Below are 22319 nucleotides of genomic sequence, written 5' to 3'. Positions count from 1 at the left end.
AAATGTCATGTCCGACATCAAACGCGTCGACACCGGCACCCGCATGAGCCAGGCCGTCATCCACAATGGCACGATCTATCTGGCTGGCCAGGTTGGAACGCCGGGCGCGAGCGTTGCCACGCAGACCAAAGATATCCTGCAGAAGATCGACACGCTTCTGGAGCAAAACGGTTCTGACAAGACCCGCATCCTGCAGGCGACCATCTGGCTCGCGGACATGAAGGATTTCGCCGAGATGAACGAGGTCTGGGACGCCTGGGTCGCACCGGGACATGCGCCAGCCCGCGCCTGCGGCGAGTCCGCGCTGGCCACACCTGATTACACGGTCGAGATCATCGTCGTGGCGGCCGCCGGCTGATCAGTTCGCACGCTTTACCGGTGTCACCGGCTTCTGGCTCGCCCCTGCGGCGAGCCGGACGAAAACGAAACCCAACAAGCCAGTGGCCAGAAAGCCGGATGCAAGCGGTATGGTCGTCTGATTGTAAAACGCACCGAAGGCGACGGCAAAGACCACAGCCACCAGGCTCGACCCTGATGCGATGAGCGAGGCGCCAAGCCCCGCCAGGTGCCCGAGAGACTGCATCGCCATGGCATTGAGATTGCCAAACAGGATGCCGATGCAGAAGAAGATCACAAAACCCATTGCCATGAAGGCCACAAAGGGTGGTCTTCCCTCATACACGAGCGACAGGGAAAGCAGGCCAAGGCCGAGGATAACGAGGCCGATCAAAGCCCCCTCGCACATCGCCTGCATCCCAAACCGGCGCACCACCTGGGCGTTGACGATGGAGGCAAGGCCGATGCCGGCGGCGAAGGCCGCGAAATAGGCGGGGAACATGGCGGAGACGCCATAGACATCAAAGAAAATGTCGGCCGCCGTGCTCAGATAGTGAAGATGCGCCCCGAACACGAGCCCGGTCGCGATGATGAGCAAAGTGACGCGCCGGCTGCGCAGGATGCGCGCACCATTCTGCAGAAGCGTGACCGGATGGAAGCGGATTCGATTCTGCGGCGGGAGCGTTTCGGGCTGCCGCGCGACCAGCCAGATGCACAGAAGCACCGACAGGGCCAGATAAACCATGAAGATGGCTCTCCAGCCGGCAAGCGCCAGAACAAGTTGCCCCATGGCGGGGGCGAGCATCGGCACGAGAATGAACAGCACGAACATGAAGGACATGATCCGCGCCATTGCCTCGCCCTCAAACTGGTCCCGGATCAGAGCGCGTGTGGCGATCTTCGGTCCTGCCACGCCGATGCCCTGCAGGATGCGGCCGACAACGATCATGCCCACACTTGTCGCACACATCGCCACCAATGTGCCCGCCATGTAAAGGCCAAGCCCCAGAACGAGAGCCTTCTTGCGGCCGATGGCATCGGAGATCGGGCCAAGAAACAACTCGCCGAACACCATGCCGAAAATGAAAAGCGACACGATGTGCTGTGTGGAAAGAGGTGGCTCCACATGCAGCTCCGTCTCGATAATCCGCAACGCCGGCAGAACGGCATCGATGCTGAGCGCGGTGAGCGATGTAAGAGACGCGTAGAGCGCGATGCGCTCGAACGAGATGGAACGTGTTTTCATGGACGGGCCCGAAAGGTCAGATCGGCAATGGGCGGCGCTCTTCGATGGCCTCCATGGCAAAATAGGACGTGACAGATTCCAGCTCCACCTTCTGGATCAGGCGTTGATAGACGGAATCGTAGCTCTCCATATCGGTCGTCACGATGCGTAGCATGTAATCATAATCGCCACCGATGCGGAAGAAGTCGACGATTTCAGGAATGCTGGAAACATGCTGGCGGAAAGTCTGCAGCCATGCTGTGGAGTGATGGCGTGTCTTGACCATCACGAAAACGACGAGGCCCAGTCCCAGTTTGTTGCGGTCCACCTGAAGTGTGCGGCCACGGATGACACCGCGCTCTTCGAGCGATTTGAGACGCCGCCAGCAGGCATTCTGGGACAAACCCACCTTATCCGCGAGGTCCCTTTGCGAGAGTGATGCGTCGCGCTGGAGAGCGCGCAATATGCGCCTGTCAAATTGATCTATTTTTTCGACCATAGCCGATCATATGACCCATTTTTTATGCATTATCCATCACTATCTGTGAATATGATAGACAATCACTGTGCGATCCTTTCGTTCTGACGAAACTGATGGACCGAACCATGGCACGTGATGTTCTGAACGTCTTCAAGCACAGCCTCAAACGCCCGGACATTGCCGGGTATCTGCAGTCTGGTCTGATCGGCGAGAACGCGGTGATCGACGGCCCTTGCGGACCAAAACCACTCATCTACGCAGATTATGTGGCCTCCGGCCGCGCACTTGCACAGGTAGAGGATTTCATCCGCGACGAGGTTCTGCCCTTTTACGCCAACAGCCACACCGAAGCGTCCTTTTGCGGATCCTTTTCGACGCGTCTGCGCGAGGCGGCGCGAGCCGAGATACACCGCATCGTCAGAGCGGATAACGAGACGAGCGTGGTCTTTTCCGGATCGGGCGCAACCTCCGGCATCAACCGACTCGTGCGCCTTCTGCAGATTGCCGAGACGGTTGCAGCAGGCGGCCGGGTGGTGGTGTTCACCGGCCCCTATGAGCATCACTCCAACATTCTGCCCTGGCGCGAGAGCGGTGCAGCGATCATCGCCATTCCCGAGACATCCTGTGGCGGCCCTGACAAGGGAGCACTGAAGACGGCGCTTGAAGCCAATGCCGATGCCGCATTGAAGGTCGGCACGTTTTCCGCCGCCTCCAATGTCACCGGCATTACAACCGACACGGATGCGGTGACGCGGCTTCTCAAAGCCCATGATGCGCTTGCCATCTGGGATTATGCAGGTGGCGCGCCCTATCTCGAAATCGACATGAAGCCCGGCACCGATTGCGCCAAGGATGCCGTGGTGCTTTCCCCACACAAGTTTCCCGGCGGGCCCGGCGCATCGGGCCTTCTGATCCTGCGCAACGCTATTGCGCGTACCGCGCAACCGACCATGCCTGGCGGCGGTTCGGTGACCTTCGTGTCACCATGGGCGCATGATTACTCCCGCTCGCTTTCAGCGCGCGAGGAGGCCGGCACCCCCAACGTCGTGGGCGACATCCGCGCCGCTCTCGTGCTCCTTGTGAAGGAGGCACTTGGCCAGGATTTCATCGATCGCCGGCACGAGGAATTGCGGACGCGGGCGCTTGGCGTCTGGTCGCAAAACCCCTGCCTCCAGCTTCTCGGAAACCCGACCGCCCCACGGTTGCCGATCTTCTCGTTCCGCATTCTTTGCCCAGAAGGTAAAACGCTGCACCATCAGCTCTTTACCCGGATGCTGAGCGATCTTCACGGCATTCAGGCGCGTGGCGGCTGTGCCTGTGCCGGCCCCTATGCGCATCACCTGCTGGGCATTGATGAGCAGCACTCGGCTGCGCTTCTGCAGAGCATTCGAGAGGGGCGGGAGATGGAGAAGCCGGGCTGGGTGCGATTGAATCTCAGCTATCTGATGACTGACGAGAAAGCCGATTTCGTCATCAACACGGTTGACCGGCTGGCGCGCGAAGCAGAGAGCCACGCCAGCGCCTATGATTTCGACCCGAGCACCGCGCGGTTCCGCCACAGGGGCCTCGCGCTGGCGGGTTAACCCTGTCCGCTCGCCCAGTGGCGGCTTCCTCGGGTTCGTACAATTGAAGCCAATTGAGTGACGGAGATCTCCGGGAGCCGGTCATGCCCCGCTCCAAGGTCGGCATTTGATCCTTACAAAACGGCGTCCTTTGAAGGGACGCCGCCGATGTTTCGGATGCTCCCGGCCTCACTCCGGTTGAGGAATAGGCATTGCCTTGACCGTGCTCGTTCCCTCATCAGGATCAACGCCGAACCAGGTCTTGTGGATGGCCGCCATCGTGCCGTCCTCCTTCATGGCCGAGATTGCCTCGTTTGCCTTTTCCAGAAGGGGATGATCCTTGCGGGTCATCATAGCAAAACGCTCGCCGGTCGGAATACGCACGAGGATCTTGAGGCCTGGCACCTGCGTCATCGCATACTGAAATCCGGCGATTTCGCCGGCACCGCCTTCGAGACGACCCGCCCGGACGTCCAGCAGGAGATCCTGCTGCGCCGAATAGGAGCGGATGTCTGCAATGCCATATTTCTCGGCGTTTTCCTTCGCCCAGGCTTCGCCGGTGGTGGCAGCGACGACGCCGATCGTCTTGCCGTCGAGCTCCTCGAGCGTCGTGACCTTGGAATCCTCGCGCCCCACAATGGTGCCATCGCTGTCGTAATAGGGTTGAGTGAAAGACTGGTTCTGCAGCCGTTCATTGGTAATCGAGATCGACGATATGGCAAAGTCGATCCGCCCTGAGCTTGTTGCGGCAAACAGCGCCTGAAAGCCCAGATCCTGGAATGTGACCTCCATGCCCAGACGCTTGGCGACCTCGCGGGCAACGTCCACCTCAAATCCTTCGAAGTCTCCGGTCTCGGTCTTGTATTCCCATGGCGGGTTGGCCGGATAGGCGCCGACCGTGATGGTTTCTGCGAACGCCGCCGGCACGAATGTGGCCGCTGCGAGCGCGATGGACAGAGCAAATGCGCGGATCCTCATGATCGATCTTCTCCCATTTTTAGCGACCCCTGTTCCCATACGGAGCGCGGAAATTATTTGATCACATGATCATTTATTTTGCCGCAGATCAACGGATATTTGAAGCTCAAAAAATCGCATCCCGACGAGACCAAGGCTCTCCCCGCACTAAAGCCAATGCGGAAACAAGCGACCAGAAAAAGCCGCCTCCTTTCAGGTTCTCACATGGTACAGATGATATGTTGCTGAAGCCGCTCACCGTTTCACGGAAACGCTGCTCCGATCTATCTATCAGTTTTGCGCATTTGTGCGGAGGTCAGGTGCTTCTACCTGCCTGCAAAAATGCTCTAGTCCTGTTTTGGCAGATTGTTGGCGCGTCTCGCCATTTCCGCCTCGTTGGTCGGCTGTTCGGTGAAGCCCTCGATATCGGAGACTTCCTCCACGTCGCGTTCGATTTCCATTGGGCTTGCCACATAGGCGGTGGCCAGCTCGGCGACCGAACGCAACGCGTGGACATGAATGCGCTCATAGCCGTGGGACGCATCGATACCGAAAGCTATCAGCGCCGTGCGCACATCGTGGCCAGCCTCGATGGCGGAAGCGGAGTCGGAACGGTAATAGCGGAAAACATCCTTCTGATAGCGAATATCTTCCTCACGGCACAGTTCGACGAGCTTCTTCGTGAGATGATAATCGAACGGCCCGGCCTGATCGGCCATGGCAATGGTGACGCCGAATTCCGCAGAGTTCTGCCCCGGCGCTGTCGTTCCGTTGTCTATGGTCACCATTGAAGCGATCTCCGGCGTCACGATCGAGGCGGCGCCCACCCCAACCTCTTCGGCGATGGTGAAAAGCCAGTGCGTATCGACCGGCAACGTCACCTCGTTGCTGAGAAGCGATTCCAGTGCTGCAAGCGCGATGGCAACCCCGGCCTTGTCATCCAGATGCCTTGAAACGATGAAGCCGTTTTCAAGAAATTCAGGCTGCGGATCGATGGCGACGAAATCGCCGACGTCGATGCCCAGATTGTGTGCGTCAGCACGGTTCCAGCACATGGCATCAACACGCAGTTCCACATAGTCCCAGCCAACCGGCATTGTGTCGACATCGTCGTTGAAGGTGTGTCCGGACGCCTTCAACGGTAAAATGGAGCCCCGGTAGGTTCCCTTTTCGGTGTAAAGCGTTGCCCGTGCGCCTTCGGCGAAGCGCGCCGACCAATGACCGATAGGGATGAGTTCGAAGCGCCCGTTGTCCTTGATGTATTTGACCTGAGCGCCCAGCGTGTCGAGATGGGTGACGATGGCGCGTGCGCCTTCGCGCCGACCGCCGCGCACGACGGCCCGAATTGCGCCGCGTCGCGTCAGCTCGGGTTCGAGCCCCAGGCGTTCAAGCTCGGTTGTGACATGTCGGACGATCGTGTCAGTGTAACCCGTGGGACTGTCGATCTCCAAAAGCGCCTTGAGCTGTTCGACCAGATAGGAAACGTCGATCTTCAGTCGCGACATGAATACCCCTTGAATTGCCCATTTCGCCCGACCTCGCTACAGCCCGGCTGCGATCATCTGAGCAGACCCTCCGGCCTGCACACTGTGTGAAACCCGCTACCCTCTGGGGGCCAATGCCCGCTCCGCCGATTTCACGCCGGAGCGCGGGAAAAGCAGATCGACAAAGCGCTCTGCTGTGGGCTGCGGTTCGTGATTCGCAAGGCCTGGCCGCTCATTGGCCTCGATGAAGACATAGTCGGGATGGCCCGGCGATCTGACCATAAGGTCGATGCCAACCACCGGAATGTCAATGGCGCGCGCCGCGGTGCAGGCTGCGCGAACCAGGTCCGGATGCACCTTCTCCGTCACATCGTGGATCGAGCCACCCGTGTGGAGATTGGCCGTTTTTCGGACCACCACTTCCTGGCCTTCCGGCAAGACGCTCGACATCTCGAACCCGAGACCGGCCACGCAGCGCCTCGTCTCGTCGTCGATTGGAATACGGCTTTCGCCGCCCGTTGCCGCCGCGCGCCGGCGCGACTGCTTTTCAATCAATTCCCCGATGGTGTTGTGGCCGTCACCCACCACGCGAGGGGCACGGCGTACCGCAGCCGCAACGAGGCGGTAATCGATCACCACCAGACGCAGGTCCTCGCCCTCGAAACAGGCCTCGATCAGAACGCGATCGGAAAGCTCGCGGGCGATGCGTATGGCGTTCTTCATCTCCTCGAGCGTTTCGAGCCCAACGGCAACGCCCTTCCCCTGTTCGCCGCGCGCCGGCTTCACCACAACACGCCCGTGCTTCTTCAGGAATGCTTCGAGTGCCGCGTCGTCATCCACGGCCTCCATCTGCTCCGGCACGATCAACCCCGCTCGTTCCACCACGCGGCGGGTGACGGCCTTGTCGTCGCAGATCGACATGGCGACAGCGGAGGTCAGCTCCGAGAGACTTTCCCGGCAGTGAATCGAACGGCCACCAAATGAGAGGCGGAAAAAGCCGCCTTCGGCATCAGTCACATCCACGGCGACACCGCGCCGATGCGCTTCATCGACAATCAGGCGCGCATAGGGATTGAGGCGGTCGAAATCCGCGGGAGGATGGGTGAAGAGTTTTTCGTTGATGGGGTTCTTGCGCTTGACCGCAAATACCGGAACACGGTGAAAACCAAGTTTCTCATAAAGTGCAATGGCCTGGTCATTGTCATGCATGACCGAGAGATCCATAAAACTTGCACCCCGTGCTGCAAAATGTTCCGCCAACCGGCGCACCAGCATCTCTCCCACTCCGGCATGGCGGCACTGGGGATCGACCGCAAGACACCAGAGCGAGGAACCGTTTTCGGCATCCTGGAACACGCGGCGGTGATCCACTCCTGTAACCGTACCGAGAATGTCGCCCGTTTGGTCATCCTCGGCCACGAAATAGGTGACGGCGCGGCTGTCACGGTTGGTCCAGAAGAAATCCGGCCGCACCGTGACCATGCCGCGACTCTGGTAGATCGCGTTGACCGCGTTCGCGTCAGCCTCCGAGGTCAGCCGCCGGATGAAAAAGCCACGCGGCTGACGCCGGCTCGGCCGATAGGTCGCAAGATCGAGCCGATAGGTGTGTGACGGATCGAGGAATAATTCCTGCGGCGCCATCGAAAGGAGCACATGCGGATCGCGTATGTAGAAGGCGATGTCGCGCCGCGCCGGCCCCTCGTCTCGCAGCGCACCCGCAAGCTCTTCATTGGTTTCGAAGGTCTGTGCGAAGAGAAGCCGCCCCCAACCAAGCTCCAGAGAGACATGCTTGTCCTGCTGAGCCGAGGACTGATCGGCCGGCGCGCTGGTCGGCTTCATGGTTTCACTGCGCAAACGTTTCAGGCGGTAGCCGAGCGCCTTGTCGCTACGCCCGCGCGAGGCACGCAAAGCCGCATCCTCTTTCTTGGCCATCGATTATACCCCGTGGGTTTGCAGCCAGAGTTCGAGCAGCCCTACCTGCCAGAGTTCGGAACCGCGCAAGGGTGTAATGTGATCAGCCGGCGCGGCGTAGAGCGTATCCAGATAGTCCTGACGGAAGAGGCCACGCTCACGCGCCGACTGCGAGGATAGCGCATCGCGCACCATATCGAGATAAGGCCCATCGACATATTTGAGCTGCGGCACCGGGAAATAGCCTTTCTTCCGATCGATGACCTCGTTTGGCACCACCTGCCTGGCAACCTCCTTGAGCACGCCCTTGCCGCCCTGTTTGAGCTTTTCTTCGGGCGGGATGCGGGCGGCAAGCTCAACCAGCTCATGATCAAGGAAAGGCACCCGCGCCTCAAGTCCCCAGGCCATGGTCATGTTGTCGACCCGCTTGACCGGATCATCGACCAGCATGACGGTGGAATCGAGCCGCAGTGCGGCGTCGACCGGCGTGTCTGCCCCGGCTCGCGTGAGATGTGCCGACACGAGTTCGCGGCTTGCATCACGATCCGCGATCCACTCAGGCGAGAGCTGCCTGCTCAGGGTTTCGTGCGAACGATCGAAAAAGACCTTGGCATAATCGTCCACCACATCATTGGAGCTCATCAACGGCGGATACCAGTGATAGCCACCGAAAATTTCGTCGGCGCCCTGCCCCGACTGCACGACCTTGATGTGTTTCGATACTTCCTTGGAGAGGAGATAGAAGCCGACATTGTCGTAGGAGACCATGGGTTCCGACATGGCCGCAAACGTGCCGGGTAGCGCATCCATCAGATCGGCCGACGGCACGAAAATCTTGTGGTGATCGGTGCCGAATTCATTGGCGATCAGATCGGAATAAATGAATTCATCGCCCTTTTCGCCATTGGCCTCCTCGAAACCGACGGAGAAGGTCATGAGACCCTTCTGGCCGGCCTCGGCGAGAAGCCCGACGATGAGGCTGGAATCCACCCCCCCTGAGAGCAGGACGCCTACCGGAACGTCGGCCACCATGCGGCGCTTGACGGCAAGACGCAGGGCTTCCAGGGTCCGGTCCCGCCAGTCATCGGGAGAAAGCGCGGCCATTTCGGGATCGCGCGCGAAGGGCGGATCCCAATAGACCCGATCCCGCTGCTTACCATCGGCTTCGATGATCCGGATGGTGGCGGGGGGAAGTTTCTTCACGCCATTGAGGATGGTGCGCGGCGGGGGGACGACCGCGTGGAATGTCATGTAGTGATGCAGTGCATAGCGGTCGATGGACGTGTCCACATCCCCGGCTGCCAGCAGGGCCGGAAGCGAGGAGGCGAAGCGAACGCGTTCAGGCGTTTCCGCAAGATAGAGCGGCTTGATGCCGAACCGGTCTCGCGCCATCACCACGCGGCCCGTCTCGCGTTCACGGAGGACGAAGGCAAACATGCCGTGAAAGCGGCTCACGCAATCTTCGCCCCAGGCGTGCCAGGCTTTGAGAATGACTTCAGTGTCGCCGGTGGAGAAGAAGCGATAGCCTCTGCCTTCCAGCTCCGCGCGCAGCTCGGGATAATTGTAGATGCAGCCGTTGAAGGCGATGGTGAGGCCCAGTTCGGGATCCTCCATCGGCTGGCGGGCCTTTTCCGACAGGTCGATGATTTTCAGCCGCCGGTGCCCGAATGCTGCGCTGCCGTGAATGACAGCTCCCGCGCCATCAGGCCCACGCGGCGCGAGACAGTCCATCATTTTCGAAAGAGCGACAGGTGAGGCAGGGCGGCCATCAAGCCGCAGTTCTCCGCAGATTCCGCACATGGGTAGCGATCTGATCCCTTGTTTAACATTGCGTCGGAGCGTATTTTAGTTATAGTTATAACTATTAGATGTCAAATTAATGGCGTCCGCATGACTTTCAAGACGACAACTGACAAGGCCGCCCAAGGGTTCCGTGACGAGGAGTTACGGGGGGTGGAAAAATGCATTCGCCGCATTGTTCGCGCCAACGATGTGCAATCGCGAGCGCTCGCCAAACAGATCGGTCTCACAGCGCCGCAACTGATCATCCTCAAGGCAATCGCTGCACTGGGGGAGGTTACGACAACCGTCTTGTCAGCCCACGTCGATCTGAGCGCGGCAACTGTAATCACCATTCTCGACAATCTGGAAACGCGGCAACTGGTGGAGCGTTATCGATCTCGCAACGACCGGCGCGTGGTCCACACCCGGCTGACGGATCAAGGCCGGGGACTGTTAGAGCGCGCGCCCGAGCCGATGGGCGACGCGTTCGCCCGGCGCTTTGCGGCTCTCTCTCCCGAGCGGCGAAGCCAGCTTATTTCAGCCTTAGCAACCATTGCCGACATGATGGCACCTGGCGACGATCTGCCGAAAAACACTCTCCAGCACTGAGTGCGACCGCGCACGGACTAAAATTGATCAAGCGCAAGGCCGTGTCGCGCAGACGTGTCAATTTGCCCGAAACACGCAATGGACGCAGACGGGGTGCGCGATTATGATCGCGCCGCACAGCAGGAAGGTTCAATGAATTACCAGCGTTTTTTCTCAGAAGCGATCGATCAACTTCACGCTGAACGCCGCTATCGCGTTTTCGCCGATCTTGAGCGGATCGTCGGCGCGTTTCCGCGCGCGCTGTGGCGCTCCGGTGAAGAGACGCGCGAAATCACTGTCTGGTGCTCGAATGATTATCTCGGCATGGGCCAGCATGAGTGTGTGATTTCCGCCATGCAGCAGGCCGCGGGCTCGATGGGTGCAGGCGCCGGCGGCACGCGCAATATCTCCGGGACCAACCACCCGCTCGTGGAGCTTGAAGCCGAGCTGGCGGATCTTCATGGAAAAGAAGCCGGTCTCGTTTTCACCTCCGGTTTCATCTCCAATGAAGCCTCCATATCGACCATCGCCCGTCTTTTGCCCAATTGCCTGGTTCTTTCCGACGAGTTGAACCATGCCTCCATGATCGAGGGAGTGCGCAGATCCGGTGCGGAAAAGAAAATCTTCCGCCACAATGATGTCGGCCATCTTGAAAGCCTTCTGAAGGAGGCCGACCACAGCCGGGCAAAGCTGATCGTTTTTGAATCCGTCTATTCCATGGACGGGGACATCGCGCCCATCAAGGCAATCGCCGACCTGGCCGATAAATATAATGCCATGACTTATATCGACGAGGTTCATGCCGTGGGCATGTATGGCGCGCGCGGTGGTGGCATTACGGAGCGTGACGGACTGGCGCACCGGATCGATGTCATTGAAGGAACGCTTGCCAAGGGTTTTGGTGTGATCGGCGGCTATATCACCGGCTCAAGCGCGGTGATCGATGCGGTGCGTTCCTATGCCTCCGGTTTCATTTTCACAACCGCCCTGCCTCCTGCCATTGCAGCGGCAGCGACCGCGTCGATCCGGCATCTCAAATCCTCGTCCGTCGAGCGGGAGGCGCAAAAGCGCCAGGCGCAACAGACCAAGGACAAGCTACTGGCCGCCGGCCTGCCGGTGATGCCGTCTCAGACCCATATCGTTCCTTTGCTCGTCGGAGATCCCGAACTGTGCAAGCAGGCCTCCGACCGTTTGCTTGAAAGGCACGGGATCTACATCCAGCCGATCAACTATCCGACGGTCCCGCGCGGCACGGAACGGTTGCGCATCACGCCGACACCGTTTCATGACGACGGGCTGATCGAGACACTACGCGATGCGCTTCTGGAAACCTGGGAAGCGCTGGGCATTCCATTCAAGGAAGCGGATCAACCTTTGCAGGCGAAATCCGAACGTGTGGTCTCCCTTCTGGTGCCCAAATCCGGCGGATGAGCGGATTTCCTCAATGAATTCAATGAAAACGCCGCCGAACTCCTGTTCGGCGGCGTTGTCGGTTTTTCTTGCCGGTTTTCCGTAAAACCGCGAAAAAGCGCTATTTTTTCGACAAAAGGTCGCGGATTTCCGTGAGAAGCTGAACGTCTGCGGGCGGTGCCTCGGGCTCTGCCGGTTTCTCGGCTTCCTTCCGGCGGAGTGAATTCACGCCCTTGACCATGAGGAAGATGATCCATGCCAGGATCAGGAAATTGACCACCACCGTAAGGAAGTTGCCATAGGCGAATACCGCACCCTGCTCCCGCGCCGCCTCAAGGGTGGTGGCGGTCACGGTGGAAGAAAGCGGAACGAAATAGTTGGAAAAATCGAAGCCGCCAAAGATGGCGCCGACGAGTGGCATGATAATGTCGTCGGTCAACGACTTCACGATGAGACCGAACGCGCCGCCGATGATCACGCCGACCGCGAGGTCCATCACATTGCCTCGTGCAATGAACTCCCGAAATTCCTTCATCATAAGGGTCTCTCCCCAATCTAACTGAAACCCGGCGACTCATCGGTCACCAACACTTGAACAGTAGAGGCGTCACGCGGGGAAAGCGCAACAAAAACCGTTCGGCGGTTTCCCCGAAGCACATTCACCGAAAGAAGCATTGGACACGCAACCTGGCCTGTGTTTGCCTTTCAATAGACCTGTGAGGAGGAGAATCGCGACCGGTGCAGGGCTGGGTCATCGCAATCATAGCCGTCGCCTATGTGACGTTGCTCTTCTTCATCGCGAGCGTCGGCGACAATCGAGCTGCCCGTCAGGGCGGGCTCGGCTCGCGCCCTTACATCTATGCGCTCAGCATCGCCATTTACTGCACCTCCTGGACGTTCTTCGGCTCTGTGGGACTGGCCTCCGAACGCGGGCTGGAGTTTCTGGCCATTTATATCGGCCCGGTGCTGGTTTTCCTGTTCGGTTTCCCGATCCTCAAGCGCATCATCCGGCTCGCAAAATCCGAAAAGATTACCTCCATCGCGGATTTTCTGGCGGCCCGCTACGGGAAAAGCTTCGCTGTCGCTTCGGTGGCAACGCTGATCGCCACCTTCGGAACGGTTCCCTATATCGCGCTCCAATTGAAGGCGATCTCGGATTCCGTCAGCCTCATGGTCACGCATTACGATGGCGCGCCACCGGTCATCGATTTCTTCGTCGGCGACATGGCGTTGATCGTGACCTTTCTCCTCGCAATCTTCGCCGTCCTGTTCGGCACGCGTCACGCCGATGCCACCGAACATCAAGAGGGGCTGGTTCTTGCCGTCGCGGTCGAGACGCTGGTGAAACTCGCGGCCTTTCTGGCTGTAGGGATTGCGATCACCTATTTCTTTTTCGGAGGGCCACTGGACCTCGCGCGGGCTGTAAGCAGCCTTCCCGAGGTGCAAAAGGCCTACACCTATCCTACGTCGCTGGCGACCTGGATCGTCATGACGACGCTCAGCGCTTTTGCCATCATCATGCTGCCCCGGCAGTTCTATGTCACGATTGTGGAGAACCGCAGCACCACGGAGCTCGAGACGGCGAGCTGGCTTTTCCCGCTCTATCTGGTGCTGATCAATCTGTTCGTGATCCCCATAGCCTTCGCCGGCCTCGCGCTGGTGGGAGACAGTGCCAACTCCGATCTCTACGTGCTCGCTCTTCCCCTGCTTGCCGGGCATGACCTCCTTGCCTTGATCGCCTTTATCGGTGGGCTTTCAGCGGCCACGGCGATGGTCATTGTCGCCAGTGTGGCGCTTTCGATCATGATTTCAAACGATCTGGTCATACCGCTTTTTCTGCGCCGTTTGCTGCGCCCCGACCATCACGAGAAAAACGATTGGTCGACAAGCATCCTCAACATCCGCCGCGCTGCGATCTTCATCATCCTTTTCACGGCGTTTCTCTACTACCGCGAAACCACCCACAACACCCGCCTGGCAGCAATCGGTCTCATCTCGTTCGCGGCCATCGCGCAGTTCGCACCAGCCTTCTTCGGTGGACTGATCTGGCGCGGAGCGAACGCCCGCGGCGCTCTTCTGGGCATGGGCTCAGGGTTTGCGATCTGGGCCTACACGCTGTTGTTCCCCTCGCTTGCCCCGCAAGGCACCAGCATCATTACAGACGGTCTCTTCGGCTTGCCCGCGCTCAGGCCACAAGCCCTTTTCGGAACTGTGGCCGAGCCTCTGAATCATGGGGTATTGTGGAGCCTCGCGGTCAACACGCTTTTCTTCGTTCTGGGTTCTCTTTCACGCGCCGCACAACCGCTCGAGCGTATTCAAGCCGCGATCTTCGTGCCGCGTGACACCGGCCCTATTCCGACCCTGCGCCGGTTTCGTACGACAGTCACCGTCAACGACCTGAAGGACACGATCTCGCGCTATCTGGGAGCCGAGCGCACCGAGCGTTCCTTTGCCACGTTTGAAGCCACCCACGGCGTTCGTCTCAACGGCAATGACCAGACCGGCATAGCGCTGGTGCGCTTTTCAGAACAATTGCTTGCCAGCGCTGTGGGATCCTCCTCGTCCCGGCTTATTCTCTCCCTGCTCTTTCAAAGGAATGATCGCTCACCGCGCGATGCACTCCGACTGCTTGACGATGCCTCCATGGCCCTGCAGCACAATCGTGATCTGCTGCAGACCGCACTTGACCAGATGGAGGAAGGTGTCACGGTTTTCGATAGGGATTTTCAGCTTATCTGCTGGAACCGGCAATACAGAACTCTTTTCAACTTGCCGGACGAGATGGGTCAGGTCGGCGTGTCGCTCGATCGGTTCGTCAACCTGCTCACCGTGCGTGGAGAAATACCCCTGGACGCCTATACGGTGACCTTGAATCGTTTCACCGACTTCGGGATGCCTTGGGAGATCCGCCTCCAAAAGAGCGGGCGCATCATCGAGTTGCGCACAAACCCGATGCCCGATGGCGGTATCGTGGCCACCTATACCGACATCACGCCCCGCGTTGAGGCAGACATCGCGTTGAAGCGCATCAACGAGACACTGGAGCAGAGGGTGGCCGACCGCACAGCGGAACTGATGCGGGTCAACGAAGAGCTGGCGCAGGCGCAGGTGATCGCGGAGGAAGCCAATCTCGGAAAAACGCGTTTCCTTGCAGCCGCGGGCCATGACATCCTCCAACCTCTCAACGCCGCCCGGCTCTATTGCTCATCGCTCATGGAACGCGCGGAAGGCGGGGAGACCCGCGAATATGTGAGCAACATCGAATCGTCGCTCGATTCCGTGGAGGCGATCCTCGGCGCTGTGCTCGACATTTCGCGCCTGGATACCGGGGCGCTCAAGCCCTCTCCCTCAGTGTTTCAGCTTGCTGGCCTGATGCGCCAGCTCACGACAGACTTCATGCCGCTGGCCGAGGAGAAAGGCCTGAAGCTCACCATCATCCCCTCAACTCTGACTGTAAATACCGACCGGAACCTGCTGCGCCGGCTCGTGCAGAACCTCGTCTCCAATGCCATCAAATACACGCCCAGCGGTCGCGTCCTTGTGGGGGTGCGGCGGCGCGGCGAATTGCTCGAGCTGCAGGTTATCGATACCGGCATCGGAATTGCCTCCGACAAGCTGAACACGGTGTTTCGGGAATTCACACGGCTGGAAGAAGGCGTGCGCCAGGCACAGGGCCTGGGCCTGGGCCTGTCTATCGTCGATCGTATCGCGCGTGTTCTGAATCTGGAGATCCGTCTTGATTCACAGATTGACGGTGGCACGCGCTTCTCTGTCATCATTCCAATCAGCTCCAGCCAGGCCAACGCCACCGATGTGCCTGCACGCCCGGCCGCGATCCAGCAGACGATGTTGGAAGGCCTGCGCGTGTTGTGCATTGACAACGATCCGCGCATTCTCGACGGGATGCGCCGTCTTCTTGAAGGCTGGGGCTGTGTGGTTTCAACAGCAACCGGGTCAAGCTCGCTTCCCGATTTCTCGGACGGCGCTCCAAACATCATCCTTGCCGACTATCACCTGGACAATGAAGTGGGGCTCGACGTGATTTTGGCCCTGCGGGGACGGTACGGGGAAACGATACCGGCAATCCTGATCACAGCCGATCGCTCCAACGAAGTGCGCGCCGAGGCAGAGGCTCTTACCGCCATGGTGCTGAACAAGCCCCTGCGCCCAGCCTCATTGCGCACACTGCTGATGCGTTGCCGCCAGATGCTTGCCGCAGCGGAGTAGCTGTCGGGTCAGCTTTCGGTGGCGATGGTGTCGGCCCCTATCCTCGACAGGCGAATGACCGCCTGGGTGCGGCTATCCACGTTCAGCTTTTGCAGAACCGCCGAGACGTGCGCCTTGATCGTGGCTTCAGAGACGTTGAGCTCATAGGCGATCTGCTTGTTCAAAAGCCCTTCGGCCAACATGCTCAGCACCCTGGTCTGTTGCGGTGTCAGGGTTTGAAGGCGGCTGATGAGATCAGCGATCTCCGGATCGGCTTCGGCTCCCAGATCGATGTCGGCAGGCGTATAGATTCCGCCGTCCAGAATTGTCCGAACCGCCGTTCTGATCTCATCCATGCCTGACGATTTCGAAATGAAGCCGGAAGCGCCCAGCTCCAGAGCCCGTCTGATGGTTTCGGGATCGTCGTGTGCGGAGACGACCACGATGGGCACCGCCGCATTCATTCCACGCAAGGCGACCAATCCGGAAAGGCCGCTCACGCCAGGCATGGTAAGATCAAGCAGGACGAGATCGATATTATCATCCAAAAGCGCTTTCGCGCCTTCAAAATCCCCTGCTTCCAGTATCTTGCATGCATCGTCGAGTCCGGAAAGCGCGCCTTTCAACGCCCCTCGAAACAGAGGATGGTCGTCGGCGACCAAAAATCTATAGCCCGATGCCAAAAGTCCCTCCCGCGCCCGCCGCATTATTGTCGTCTTCTTCCGCCGCGGGTCTCGGTGCGATTATGCGGGGAATAGCTGTCATTTCAAGCTCTGCCATGGCTGGAAGCCTCAACGCTTGCCGAAAAGCTCGCGGAAGATTTACTTGCCTGTCCCACATCTATGCCACAGACTCGCCCCGAGGGTGCAAACCCGCGAGCCTGCTATGGAGAAAATCCACAAGGTAGCCATGTTGTGCATTGGACGCGCCGTGATGTTCGGCGCCTTTGCCATCGGGCTGGTGATGCTGAGCTTTTCGTTCGACCTGATTCTCGCGTTCAGTGCCGGCGCGCTGATGACGCTGATCATGTCTGAGCTTCTGATACTCAAGGCTTATGCGGTTGCGAGGCAAAATCCCAGGAAGACCGAGGTCTGGATGCATCTTAATCCAGACGCCCGCCCGGTCGGGCGATCAGGGGCGAAGGTGTTCATAGCAATACTGAAAGATATCTATCTGCGTTTTGCCGTCCTGAGCCTGCAGATTGGCTGTGGCTTCTTCGCATTTTCGATGGTGCTGCGCCTGGTGCGAGCGGTCACCTAGAGTGTTTCGAGCTTTCCTGAAGCGGCTAAAAAGCCGCCCTCCGCTCAGGTTCGATCGGGGGCCGGCGTATCGGGCGAGGTTGTGCTGTCTTCCTTCTCGAAATCCTTCACGATCCCCATGAACTTGCGAAAGAAACGCTCCATCAATCCCAGTGTCTGTTCGAACTCGTCCTCAGAAGGCAATTCCGATTTGGCCTCCGAGGAAACACTCTCCAGCGCCTCGACACGCTCTTCAAGGGTCTCGAGCTGGTCCTGCAGTGCGGCGATATCTTCCTCATAGGCCGTACGCTCGTCGGCCGCCGGCGCACAGACAAGTTGCCCTGACCGCTCACGGCAAAGCGACATGGCTCCGGTCCTCGTGTCCATGCGCACATATCCTTCGTCCGTGCGCTCAAGCTGAAAGCGCTCGGCCTCCTGCGCCGTGGCGCCCGTCATCGTGGACAGGATGATCAGTGCGCCTGTCGCTGCGATTGTATTGCGCCTTTTTGTATTGCGCATGGGGGTATTGCGCATGGGGTCTGCTCCGCGTTCATGCTTCTTACGATGGCTTCATGCCCCAGGAATGCGCCATAATTGGGATAATGTGCAATCCCCTGAAAACGCTTTTTCGGGCCTTTCGCTGCCGCGGTATTGCAAGTATAGCCGCTGGCATGGCTCACCTGATCTATAAAATCTGTCCACGTGCGCTTTGGCAGGAAGCCGAGGCGGCGGGCGTATTCAATGGCGCACCGATTGATGTTGCCGACGGATATATTCACTTCTCCACGGCCGGGCAGGTCGCGGAAACGGCGGCCAAACACTTTGCGCAGCAAGATGATTTGCTGCTCATCGCCATCGATGCCGCGTCGCTTGGCAGTGCCCTGAAATACGAAGTCTCGCGCGGCGGCGCTCTTTTCCCCCATCTTTACGCCCCGCTTGAGCTCGACAAGATCGAGTGGGTTCGTCCTCTGCCGCTCGACTCAGACGGGCTTCACGTTTTTCCAGAGTTGCCAGAATGAAGAGCCTGCTCGACAAGATCGCTCGACAAGCCCTTTTTCGGATGGACTCCGAGCGCGCGCACAACCTTGCAATCATGGCATTGAAAAGCGGCATGCCCCTCGCTCGCCCTCCACAGGTCAGCAAGCGCCTCAAAACCATTGTCGGCGGCATGGTGTTCCCCAACCCGCTCGGGATGGCTGCAGGTTTCGACAAGAATGCCGAGGCGGCCGACGGGCTTTTGCAACTGGGGTTCGGGTTTGTGGAATGCGGCACTGTCACCCCGCTGCCGCAGGAAGGAAACCCGAAACCCCGCCTGTTCAGACTGGAAGACGACAGCGCGCTCATCAACCGGATGGGTTTCAACAATCACGGCATCGTGGCAGTTCGCAAACGGATCCTCGACCGCGCCGGCAAGGGCGGGATTGTTGGTGTGAACATCGGTGCGAACAAGGACAGTGCGGATCGCATCGCCGACTATGAGGCGGGCGTGCGGGCCTTTGGCGACATCGCATCCTATCTTGCCGTCAACATCTCCTCACCCAACACGGCCGGCCTCCGGTCGCTGCAGGATCGCGCGAACCTGTCCGAGCTCCTTTCCCGTGTGCTGACCACACGCAACGAGGTGGCCAAGCTGCGGCGCGCTCCCGTGCCGCTCTTCCTCAAGATCGCGCCTGATCTGACAGATGCCGCGCTTTCGGACATCGCCGATGTGGCATTGGACAAGCGCATCGACGGGTTGATCGTGAGCAACACCACTCTTTCGAGGGCGGGGGTGACGAGCCGGCTGGCTCATGAGACGGGTGGTCTCTCCGGCCTGCCCCTTTTCGAGCGGTCCACGATCGTGCTGGCAAAGTTGCGGTTGCTGATCGGCCCCGCCATGCCTCTGATCGGCGTGGGGGGCGTGGACTCTTCGGAGACGGCGCTTGAGAAAATTCGGGCGGGTGCTGACCTGGTGCAGATGTATAGCGGCCTGATTTTCGGCGGCACATGCCTGCCCGGCAGAATTCTCGCGGACATGAGCGCATTTGCCCAACGCGAAAACCTCTCTTCCCTCCGCCAGCTTCGCGATACACGCGTCGACGAATGGGCCGCACGCCAGCTGGACTGATGCCTATTCGGCGAATGTTCTGCGCATGCGCGAGGGCACGATTGCAAAGAGGCTGACACCGCGCACCAGAAGCAGAACGTGGAATGCGGCCCACAGGCCATGATTGCCGAAGGTCTTCGTGAGCACAAAAAGACAGACGAGATAAAGGGCGAAGGAAAGCAACATCATGTTGCGCATATCGCGGGACCACGTGGCGCCGATGAAGACGCCATCCATCTGGAACGCGAGAACGCCGGTAATGGAAATCAACGCGGCCCAGGGGAGGAACGTGTTTGCGGCTGTCCGCACCTCCTGCGCTGTCGTGATGAAGGCGATCAGGGCTTCACCAGCCAGCAGAAAGAAGAGCGACATGAGAATGGCGAAGCCGAACCCCCATGCCATGGTCAACCTGACGGAACTCAGGAAAGCGGGTCGATAACGCGCGCCCACCGCACGACCTGCCAGCTGCTCGGCCGCGGTCGCGGTGCCATCGAGGAAGTAGCCCGCCACCAAAAAGAAATTCATCAAAACCGCATTGGCAGCGAGCGTGACGGTGCCAAACTGCGCGCCCTGCCGGGTGAACAGCGCAAAGGCCGCGAGAAGGGAGAAAGACCGGATCATGATGTCGCGGTTCATCGCGACCATGCGCACCAGCTGGTGGGTGTCAAACACCCGCCTCAAGGAAACACGCGGACCCTGTCGGAAGCGCCGCGCCAGCACTGCCAGCCCGGCCAGCATGCCGATCGCCTCTCCACCCACCGTGCCCCATGCCACGCCCTCTATGCCCCAGCCGAGCGACAGCGCCAGATACATCGACAATGCGATGTTGGCGCCATTCAAGATGACCTGCAACACCAGCCCGAGCGCCCCTTCGCCACGGCCCAGCACATATCCGAGGATCGCGTAATTGATGAGGGAGATCGGAGCGGCAATGATGCGGATCGCGACATAGGCTTCCATGGCAGCCGTGACGTCCGGGCCGGCGTCCATGAAGTATGCGCCGCCGGCGATGACAAGAGGGCCGGCGAGAACGACGAGAAGGCCGGCAACCAGAGCGACAAGCAGTGCCCGCCACAGGATCGCCTGTTCTTCCAGCGCGTTGGCTTGACCATAGGCCTGCGCGACCAGGCCGGTCGTGCCGGAGCGCAGGAAATTGAATGTCGTGAAGACCACGTCGAAAACGATGGCACCTGCGGCCAGCCCGCCCAGAAGTGCTGCATCGCCATACTGGCCGACGATGGCCGTATCCGCGATGCCCAGGAGCGGCGTCGTCAGATATGCCAGCGTCATCGGCAGGGCGATCGACAGGACGAGGCGGTTCGTCACCTGGAAAGGATGCGTGACGCGGGTCTGCGGCTGAACATGATCCATCGAATGCGCCCCAAAGGGCTTCCTAGCGGCGATAATTCAGAAGGCGCAGGATCAGAAAAGCCGGTACCACAATGGCGGCCCCGAGCAGGATATAGCTCGCAAAGCGCCCCAGCGCATCAAAGCCCATGTTCCACAGATGAACGACCGTATCGCGCAGAGCGTAGAAGATGTCGAACGGCGACCAGTTGAAAGCACTCATCACGAAGCCGACGACAAGTGAAACGATCAGCAATTTGATGATGACGCGCAGCGGGCTGTCGCCCAGGAATCTGGTCAGTGCCGACACCGGAAGCTCCTTGATCTTGACCGCAAACAGATACGCATACACGGCCGGCCGCGCAAGCTTGGGCAGTCCGAAAAGACTTCCATGGATCAGGTACGGATCGGGAGATTGGAGCGGGTAGCGGGAATCGAACCCGCGCGATCAGCTTGGGAAGCTGACAGGCTACCATTACATCATACCCGCGCAGCGCGCATTAATCCGCGACCTTAAGCCCGGCGTCAAGCGGGTTTGTGAGTGGGTCGCGCGCGGCGGGTAAACGGAAATGAGAAAATCAGCGGCAACCGGAGCACTGCGGTCTCTGGATGCATGGATGGAACCATGGATCTTGACCCGTGTATGACAGAGCGCAGCCGTTTCGACCGAAATCAACTGCGCCCCAAATCGCTGACATCAAGAACCGTGGGACTGATATCGAAGCATGTTATCTTCGAGCGTCTGAAGGATGGGGCTACCGCAGCCACCGGCCTTTTCCATGAAATTGCGGAAGCTTCCGGTCCAGCCAGCGCGCGGATAGGCCCACTCTGCCTCACGAACGTAAGGTGCAAACCGGGCATCCACATCGATACTCGCCGCCTCTTGTGAGAGCACCTGACTCCAGTCCACGCCGAACGTGCTGGTATAGGTCCTGCTCCTCGTCACGGTGTAGTCGATGCCTGTGACCGGTGCGCCGCAGTTATCGAAATATCTTGCTTTGACAAGTGCATAGTGCGCGAGCAGGGGGGCAAAACGGCCCTCTTCCGCCTTTTTGTCCAGCGCTTCCTTTAGCTTGAAGGCGATTTCGTTTTCTCCCATGAAGGAGACGATCGAAGCGCGATAGGAAATGCGGTAGAATCTCTGTCTTTCAAAATCGGCCAGCTCGAACTTGTCCGAGTAAAGCGCTTTCATAACCGGCTGAATGATATCCGGCAGCTCGTTGAATGCCGCCATCTCGCTTTCGGAAAGCTCGGGGGGAGCCAGGCCAGGCGAAAGCGTCTCCCCGAGTGCAAGATGAGGCATCTCCAGTTTGATGGTCTCGCCGTCGCGAAGGAAATATTGGCTGTTGCTTTTGTTGTGCAGCACGCTGTTCAGATGCTCGATCATCATCGTGCGCGCTTCTTCACGGTTTTCGACCGGCGAGGTGTCCTTGAAGATCATGTGGTCGCCGACCTGTATTCCAGCGGCCGCGGCGGGTGTTCCGGGAACGACCGAGGTTACGACACCCTGATCATCCAGACTGAACCCCAGGTGCCGCTCCGCTTCGATATAGTTGAAATAGCCGCAGCCGCGTTCCCGGTTATCAGGGACGAGTGGCGCCGCCCGAAGCAGCAGAAATCCCATAACTCATTGAAATGGTCAGACTCACAGTCCGCGTTGATCCGCGACCTGGGGCCGGCGTCAAACGGGGTTGCGAGATGGGGGG

Annotated in this window: 20 protein-coding genes and 1 tRNA gene; 8 read left to right on the top strand and 13 right to left on the bottom strand. The window is 59.4% G+C overall.

From position 1 onward, the window contains the following. Positions 1–7: 7 nt before the first annotated feature. A complete protein-coding gene (locus AC2CHD_RS09875; protein WP_459440098.1) occupies positions 8–358 on the top strand; it encodes a RidA family protein in 351 nt (116 codons plus the stop codon). Here the strand turns inward: AC2CHD_RS09875 and AC2CHD_RS09870 are convergent, their stop codons facing one another. Beyond that, positions 359–1582, bottom strand: a complete 1224-nt coding sequence (locus AC2CHD_RS09870) for a multidrug effflux MFS transporter (RefSeq protein ID WP_484553534.1) — start codon at positions 1580–1582, stop codon at positions 359–361. A gap of 16 nt (positions 1583–1598) precedes the next feature. Then, the gene (locus tag AC2CHD_RS09865) at positions 1599–2060 is read right to left on the bottom strand and encodes an Lrp/AsnC family transcriptional regulator (RefSeq protein ID WP_229450581.1); all 462 of its coding nucleotides are present in this window, start codon (positions 2058–2060) and stop codon (positions 1599–1601) included. Positions 2061–2167: 107 nt separating this feature from the next. Between AC2CHD_RS09865 and AC2CHD_RS09860 the strand changes: the two genes are divergently transcribed. Continuing rightward, positions 2168–3625, top strand: a complete 1458-nt coding sequence (locus tag AC2CHD_RS09860) for an aminotransferase class V-fold PLP-dependent enzyme (protein WP_484553533.1) — start codon at positions 2168–2170, stop codon at positions 3623–3625. Positions 3626–3793: 168 nt separating this feature from the next. Here AC2CHD_RS09860 and AC2CHD_RS09855 read toward each other — a convergent pair whose 3' ends face one another. From AC2CHD_RS09855 to AC2CHD_RS09840, 4 genes are all read right to left on the bottom strand, one after another. Next, a complete protein-coding gene (locus AC2CHD_RS09855) occupies positions 3794–4582 on the bottom strand; it encodes an ABC transporter substrate-binding protein (protein ID WP_484553532.1) in 789 nt (262 codons plus the stop codon). Between the two features lie 326 nt (positions 4583–4908). Next, a complete protein-coding gene (locus tag AC2CHD_RS09850; protein ID WP_229450576.1) occupies positions 4909–6066 on the bottom strand; it encodes an osmoprotectant NAGGN system M42 family peptidase in 1158 nt (385 codons plus the stop codon). 96 nt (positions 6067–6162) lie between these two features. Continuing rightward, a complete protein-coding gene (ngg, locus tag AC2CHD_RS09845; protein ID WP_484553531.1) occupies positions 6163–7977 on the bottom strand; it encodes an N-acetylglutaminylglutamine synthetase in 1815 nt (604 codons plus the stop codon). A gap of 3 nt (positions 7978–7980) precedes the next feature. Continuing rightward, complete coding sequence (locus tag AC2CHD_RS09840) at positions 7981–9756, bottom strand: N-acetylglutaminylglutamine amidotransferase (protein WP_484553530.1); 1776 nt, start codon at positions 9754–9756, stop codon at positions 7981–7983. Between the two features lie 90 nt (positions 9757–9846). On the opposite strand from AC2CHD_RS09840, the gene AC2CHD_RS09835 reads away from it, so the two are divergent. Together AC2CHD_RS09835 and hemA are read left to right on the top strand one after the other, a co-directional pair. After that, entirely contained in the window at positions 9847–10347 is a 501-nt protein-coding gene (locus AC2CHD_RS09835) for a MarR family winged helix-turn-helix transcriptional regulator (protein ID WP_484553529.1), read from the top strand. A 132-nt stretch (positions 10348–10479) separates the two neighbouring features. Next, positions 10480–11757, top strand: a complete 1278-nt coding sequence (gene hemA / locus AC2CHD_RS09830) for a 5-aminolevulinate synthase (protein ID WP_229450568.1) — start codon at positions 10480–10482, stop codon at positions 11755–11757. A gap of 100 nt (positions 11758–11857) precedes the next feature. Here hemA and mscL read toward each other — a convergent pair whose 3' ends face one another. After that, on the bottom strand, positions 11858–12274 hold the full coding sequence (gene mscL, locus AC2CHD_RS09825; RefSeq protein WP_229450566.1) for a large conductance mechanosensitive channel protein MscL: 417 nt from the start codon (positions 12272–12274) through the stop codon (positions 11858–11860). A 200-nt stretch (positions 12275–12474) separates the two neighbouring features. Here mscL and AC2CHD_RS09820 point away from each other — a divergent pair, with 200 nt between their 5' ends. Continuing rightward, positions 12475–15963 carry a PAS domain-containing hybrid sensor histidine kinase/response regulator gene (locus AC2CHD_RS09820; RefSeq protein ID WP_484553528.1) on the top strand — a complete coding sequence of 1163 codons (3489 nt, stop codon included), beginning with the start codon at positions 12475–12477 and terminating at the stop codon, positions 15961–15963. 8 nt (positions 15964–15971) lie between these two features. On the opposite strand, the gene AC2CHD_RS09815 is transcribed toward AC2CHD_RS09820, so the two are convergent. Next, on the bottom strand, positions 15972–16649 hold the full coding sequence (locus tag AC2CHD_RS09815; RefSeq protein ID WP_229450562.1) for a response regulator transcription factor: 678 nt from the start codon (positions 16647–16649) through the stop codon (positions 15972–15974). Positions 16650–16875: 226 nt separating this feature from the next. On the opposite strand from AC2CHD_RS09815, the gene AC2CHD_RS09810 reads away from it, so the two are divergent. After that, positions 16876–17202, top strand: a complete 327-nt coding sequence (locus AC2CHD_RS09810) for a hypothetical protein (protein WP_229450560.1) — start codon at positions 16876–16878, stop codon at positions 17200–17202. Positions 17203–17246: 44 nt separating this feature from the next. Here the strand turns inward: AC2CHD_RS09810 and AC2CHD_RS09805 are convergent, their stop codons facing one another. Continuing rightward, complete coding sequence (locus tag AC2CHD_RS09805; RefSeq protein ID WP_484553527.1) at positions 17247–17699, bottom strand: hypothetical protein; 453 nt, start codon at positions 17697–17699, stop codon at positions 17247–17249. 152 nt (positions 17700–17851) lie between these two features. Here AC2CHD_RS09805 and AC2CHD_RS09800 point away from each other — a divergent pair, with 152 nt between their 5' ends. Further along, positions 17852–18199: a DUF952 domain-containing protein gene (locus AC2CHD_RS09800; RefSeq protein ID WP_484553526.1), complete on the top strand. Its 348-nt coding sequence runs from the start codon at positions 17852–17854 to the stop codon at positions 18197–18199. Further along, entirely contained in the window at positions 18196–19287 is a 1092-nt protein-coding gene (locus AC2CHD_RS09795) for a quinone-dependent dihydroorotate dehydrogenase (protein WP_229450555.1), read from the top strand. Before AC2CHD_RS09800 ends, AC2CHD_RS09795 begins: the two co-directional genes overlap by 4 nt. A gap of 3 nt (positions 19288–19290) precedes the next feature. On the opposite strand, the gene AC2CHD_RS09790 is transcribed toward AC2CHD_RS09795, so the two are convergent. The 4 genes from AC2CHD_RS09790 to AC2CHD_RS09775 all read right to left on the bottom strand — a co-directional run bounded on the left by AC2CHD_RS09790 (position 19291) and on the right by AC2CHD_RS09775 (position 22237). Continuing rightward, entirely contained in the window at positions 19291–20637 is a 1347-nt protein-coding gene (locus AC2CHD_RS09790; protein WP_484553525.1) for an MATE family efflux transporter, read from the bottom strand. A gap of 22 nt (positions 20638–20659) precedes the next feature. Then, positions 20660–20923: a DUF6460 domain-containing protein gene (locus AC2CHD_RS09785; RefSeq protein WP_484553524.1), complete on the bottom strand. Its 264-nt coding sequence runs from the start codon at positions 20921–20923 to the stop codon at positions 20660–20662. 106 nt (positions 20924–21029) lie between these two features. Further along, a tRNA-Gly gene (locus AC2CHD_RS09780) sits at positions 21030–21103 on the bottom strand. A gap of 207 nt (positions 21104–21310) precedes the next feature. Then, the gene (locus tag AC2CHD_RS09775; protein ID WP_484553523.1) at positions 21311–22237 is read right to left on the bottom strand and encodes a PDZ domain-containing protein; all 927 of its coding nucleotides are present in this window, start codon (positions 22235–22237) and stop codon (positions 21311–21313) included. Between the last annotated feature and the right edge of the window lie 82 nt (positions 22238–22319).

Source organism: Nitratireductor sp. ATLC21, assembly GCF_057196525.1.
This window is presented reverse-complemented; position numbering and strand designations above follow the sequence as displayed.

Coding starts and splice junctions, on each gene's coding strand:
- AC2CHD_RS09815 (WP_229450562.1), bottom strand. CDS start 16,649: ATGCGGCGGGCGCGGGAGGGACTTTTGGCATCGGGCTATAGATTTTTG.
- AC2CHD_RS09840 (WP_484553530.1), bottom strand. CDS start 9,756: ATGTGCGGAATCTGCGGAGAACTGCGGCTTGATGGCCGCCCTGCCTCA.
- AC2CHD_RS09875 (WP_459440098.1), top strand. CDS start 8: ATGTCCGACATCAAACGCGTCGACACCGGCACCCGCATGAGCCAGGCC.
- AC2CHD_RS09835 (WP_484553529.1), top strand. CDS start 9,847: ATGACTTTCAAGACGACAACTGACAAGGCCGCCCAAGGGTTCCGTGAC.
- AC2CHD_RS09855 (WP_484553532.1), bottom strand. CDS start 4,582: ATGAGGATCCGCGCATTTGCTCTGTCCATCGCGCTCGCAGCGGCCACA.
- hemA (WP_229450568.1), top strand. CDS start 10,480: ATGAATTACCAGCGTTTTTTCTCAGAAGCGATCGATCAACTTCACGCT.
- AC2CHD_RS09870 (WP_484553534.1), bottom strand. CDS start 1,582: ATGAAAACACGTTCCATCTCGTTCGAGCGCATCGCGCTCTACGCGTCT.
- AC2CHD_RS09800 (WP_484553526.1), top strand. CDS start 17,852: ATGGCTCACCTGATCTATAAAATCTGTCCACGTGCGCTTTGGCAGGAA.
- AC2CHD_RS09790 (WP_484553525.1), bottom strand. CDS start 20,637: ATGGATCATGTTCAGCCGCAGACCCGCGTCACGCATCCTTTCCAGGTG.
- AC2CHD_RS09775 (WP_484553523.1), bottom strand. CDS start 22,237: ATGGGATTTCTGCTGCTTCGGGCGGCGCCACTCGTCCCTGATAACCGG.
- AC2CHD_RS09810 (WP_229450560.1), top strand. CDS start 16,876: ATGTTCGGCGCCTTTGCCATCGGGCTGGTGATGCTGAGCTTTTCGTTC.
- AC2CHD_RS09865 (WP_229450581.1), bottom strand. CDS start 2,060: ATGGTCGAAAAAATAGATCAATTTGACAGGCGCATATTGCGCGCTCTC.
- AC2CHD_RS09860 (WP_484553533.1), top strand. CDS start 2,168: ATGGCACGTGATGTTCTGAACGTCTTCAAGCACAGCCTCAAACGCCCG.
- AC2CHD_RS09805 (WP_484553527.1), bottom strand. CDS start 17,699: ATGCGCAATACAAAAAGGCGCAATACAATCGCAGCGACAGGCGCACTG.
- AC2CHD_RS09795 (WP_229450555.1), top strand. CDS start 18,196: ATGAAGAGCCTGCTCGACAAGATCGCTCGACAAGCCCTTTTTCGGATG.
- AC2CHD_RS09850 (WP_229450576.1), bottom strand. CDS start 6,066: ATGTCGCGACTGAAGATCGACGTTTCCTATCTGGTCGAACAGCTCAAG.
- mscL (WP_229450566.1), bottom strand. CDS start 12,274: ATGATGAAGGAATTTCGGGAGTTCATTGCACGAGGCAATGTGATGGAC.
- ngg (WP_484553531.1), bottom strand. CDS start 7,977: ATGGCCAAGAAAGAGGATGCGGCTTTGCGTGCCTCGCGCGGGCGTAGC.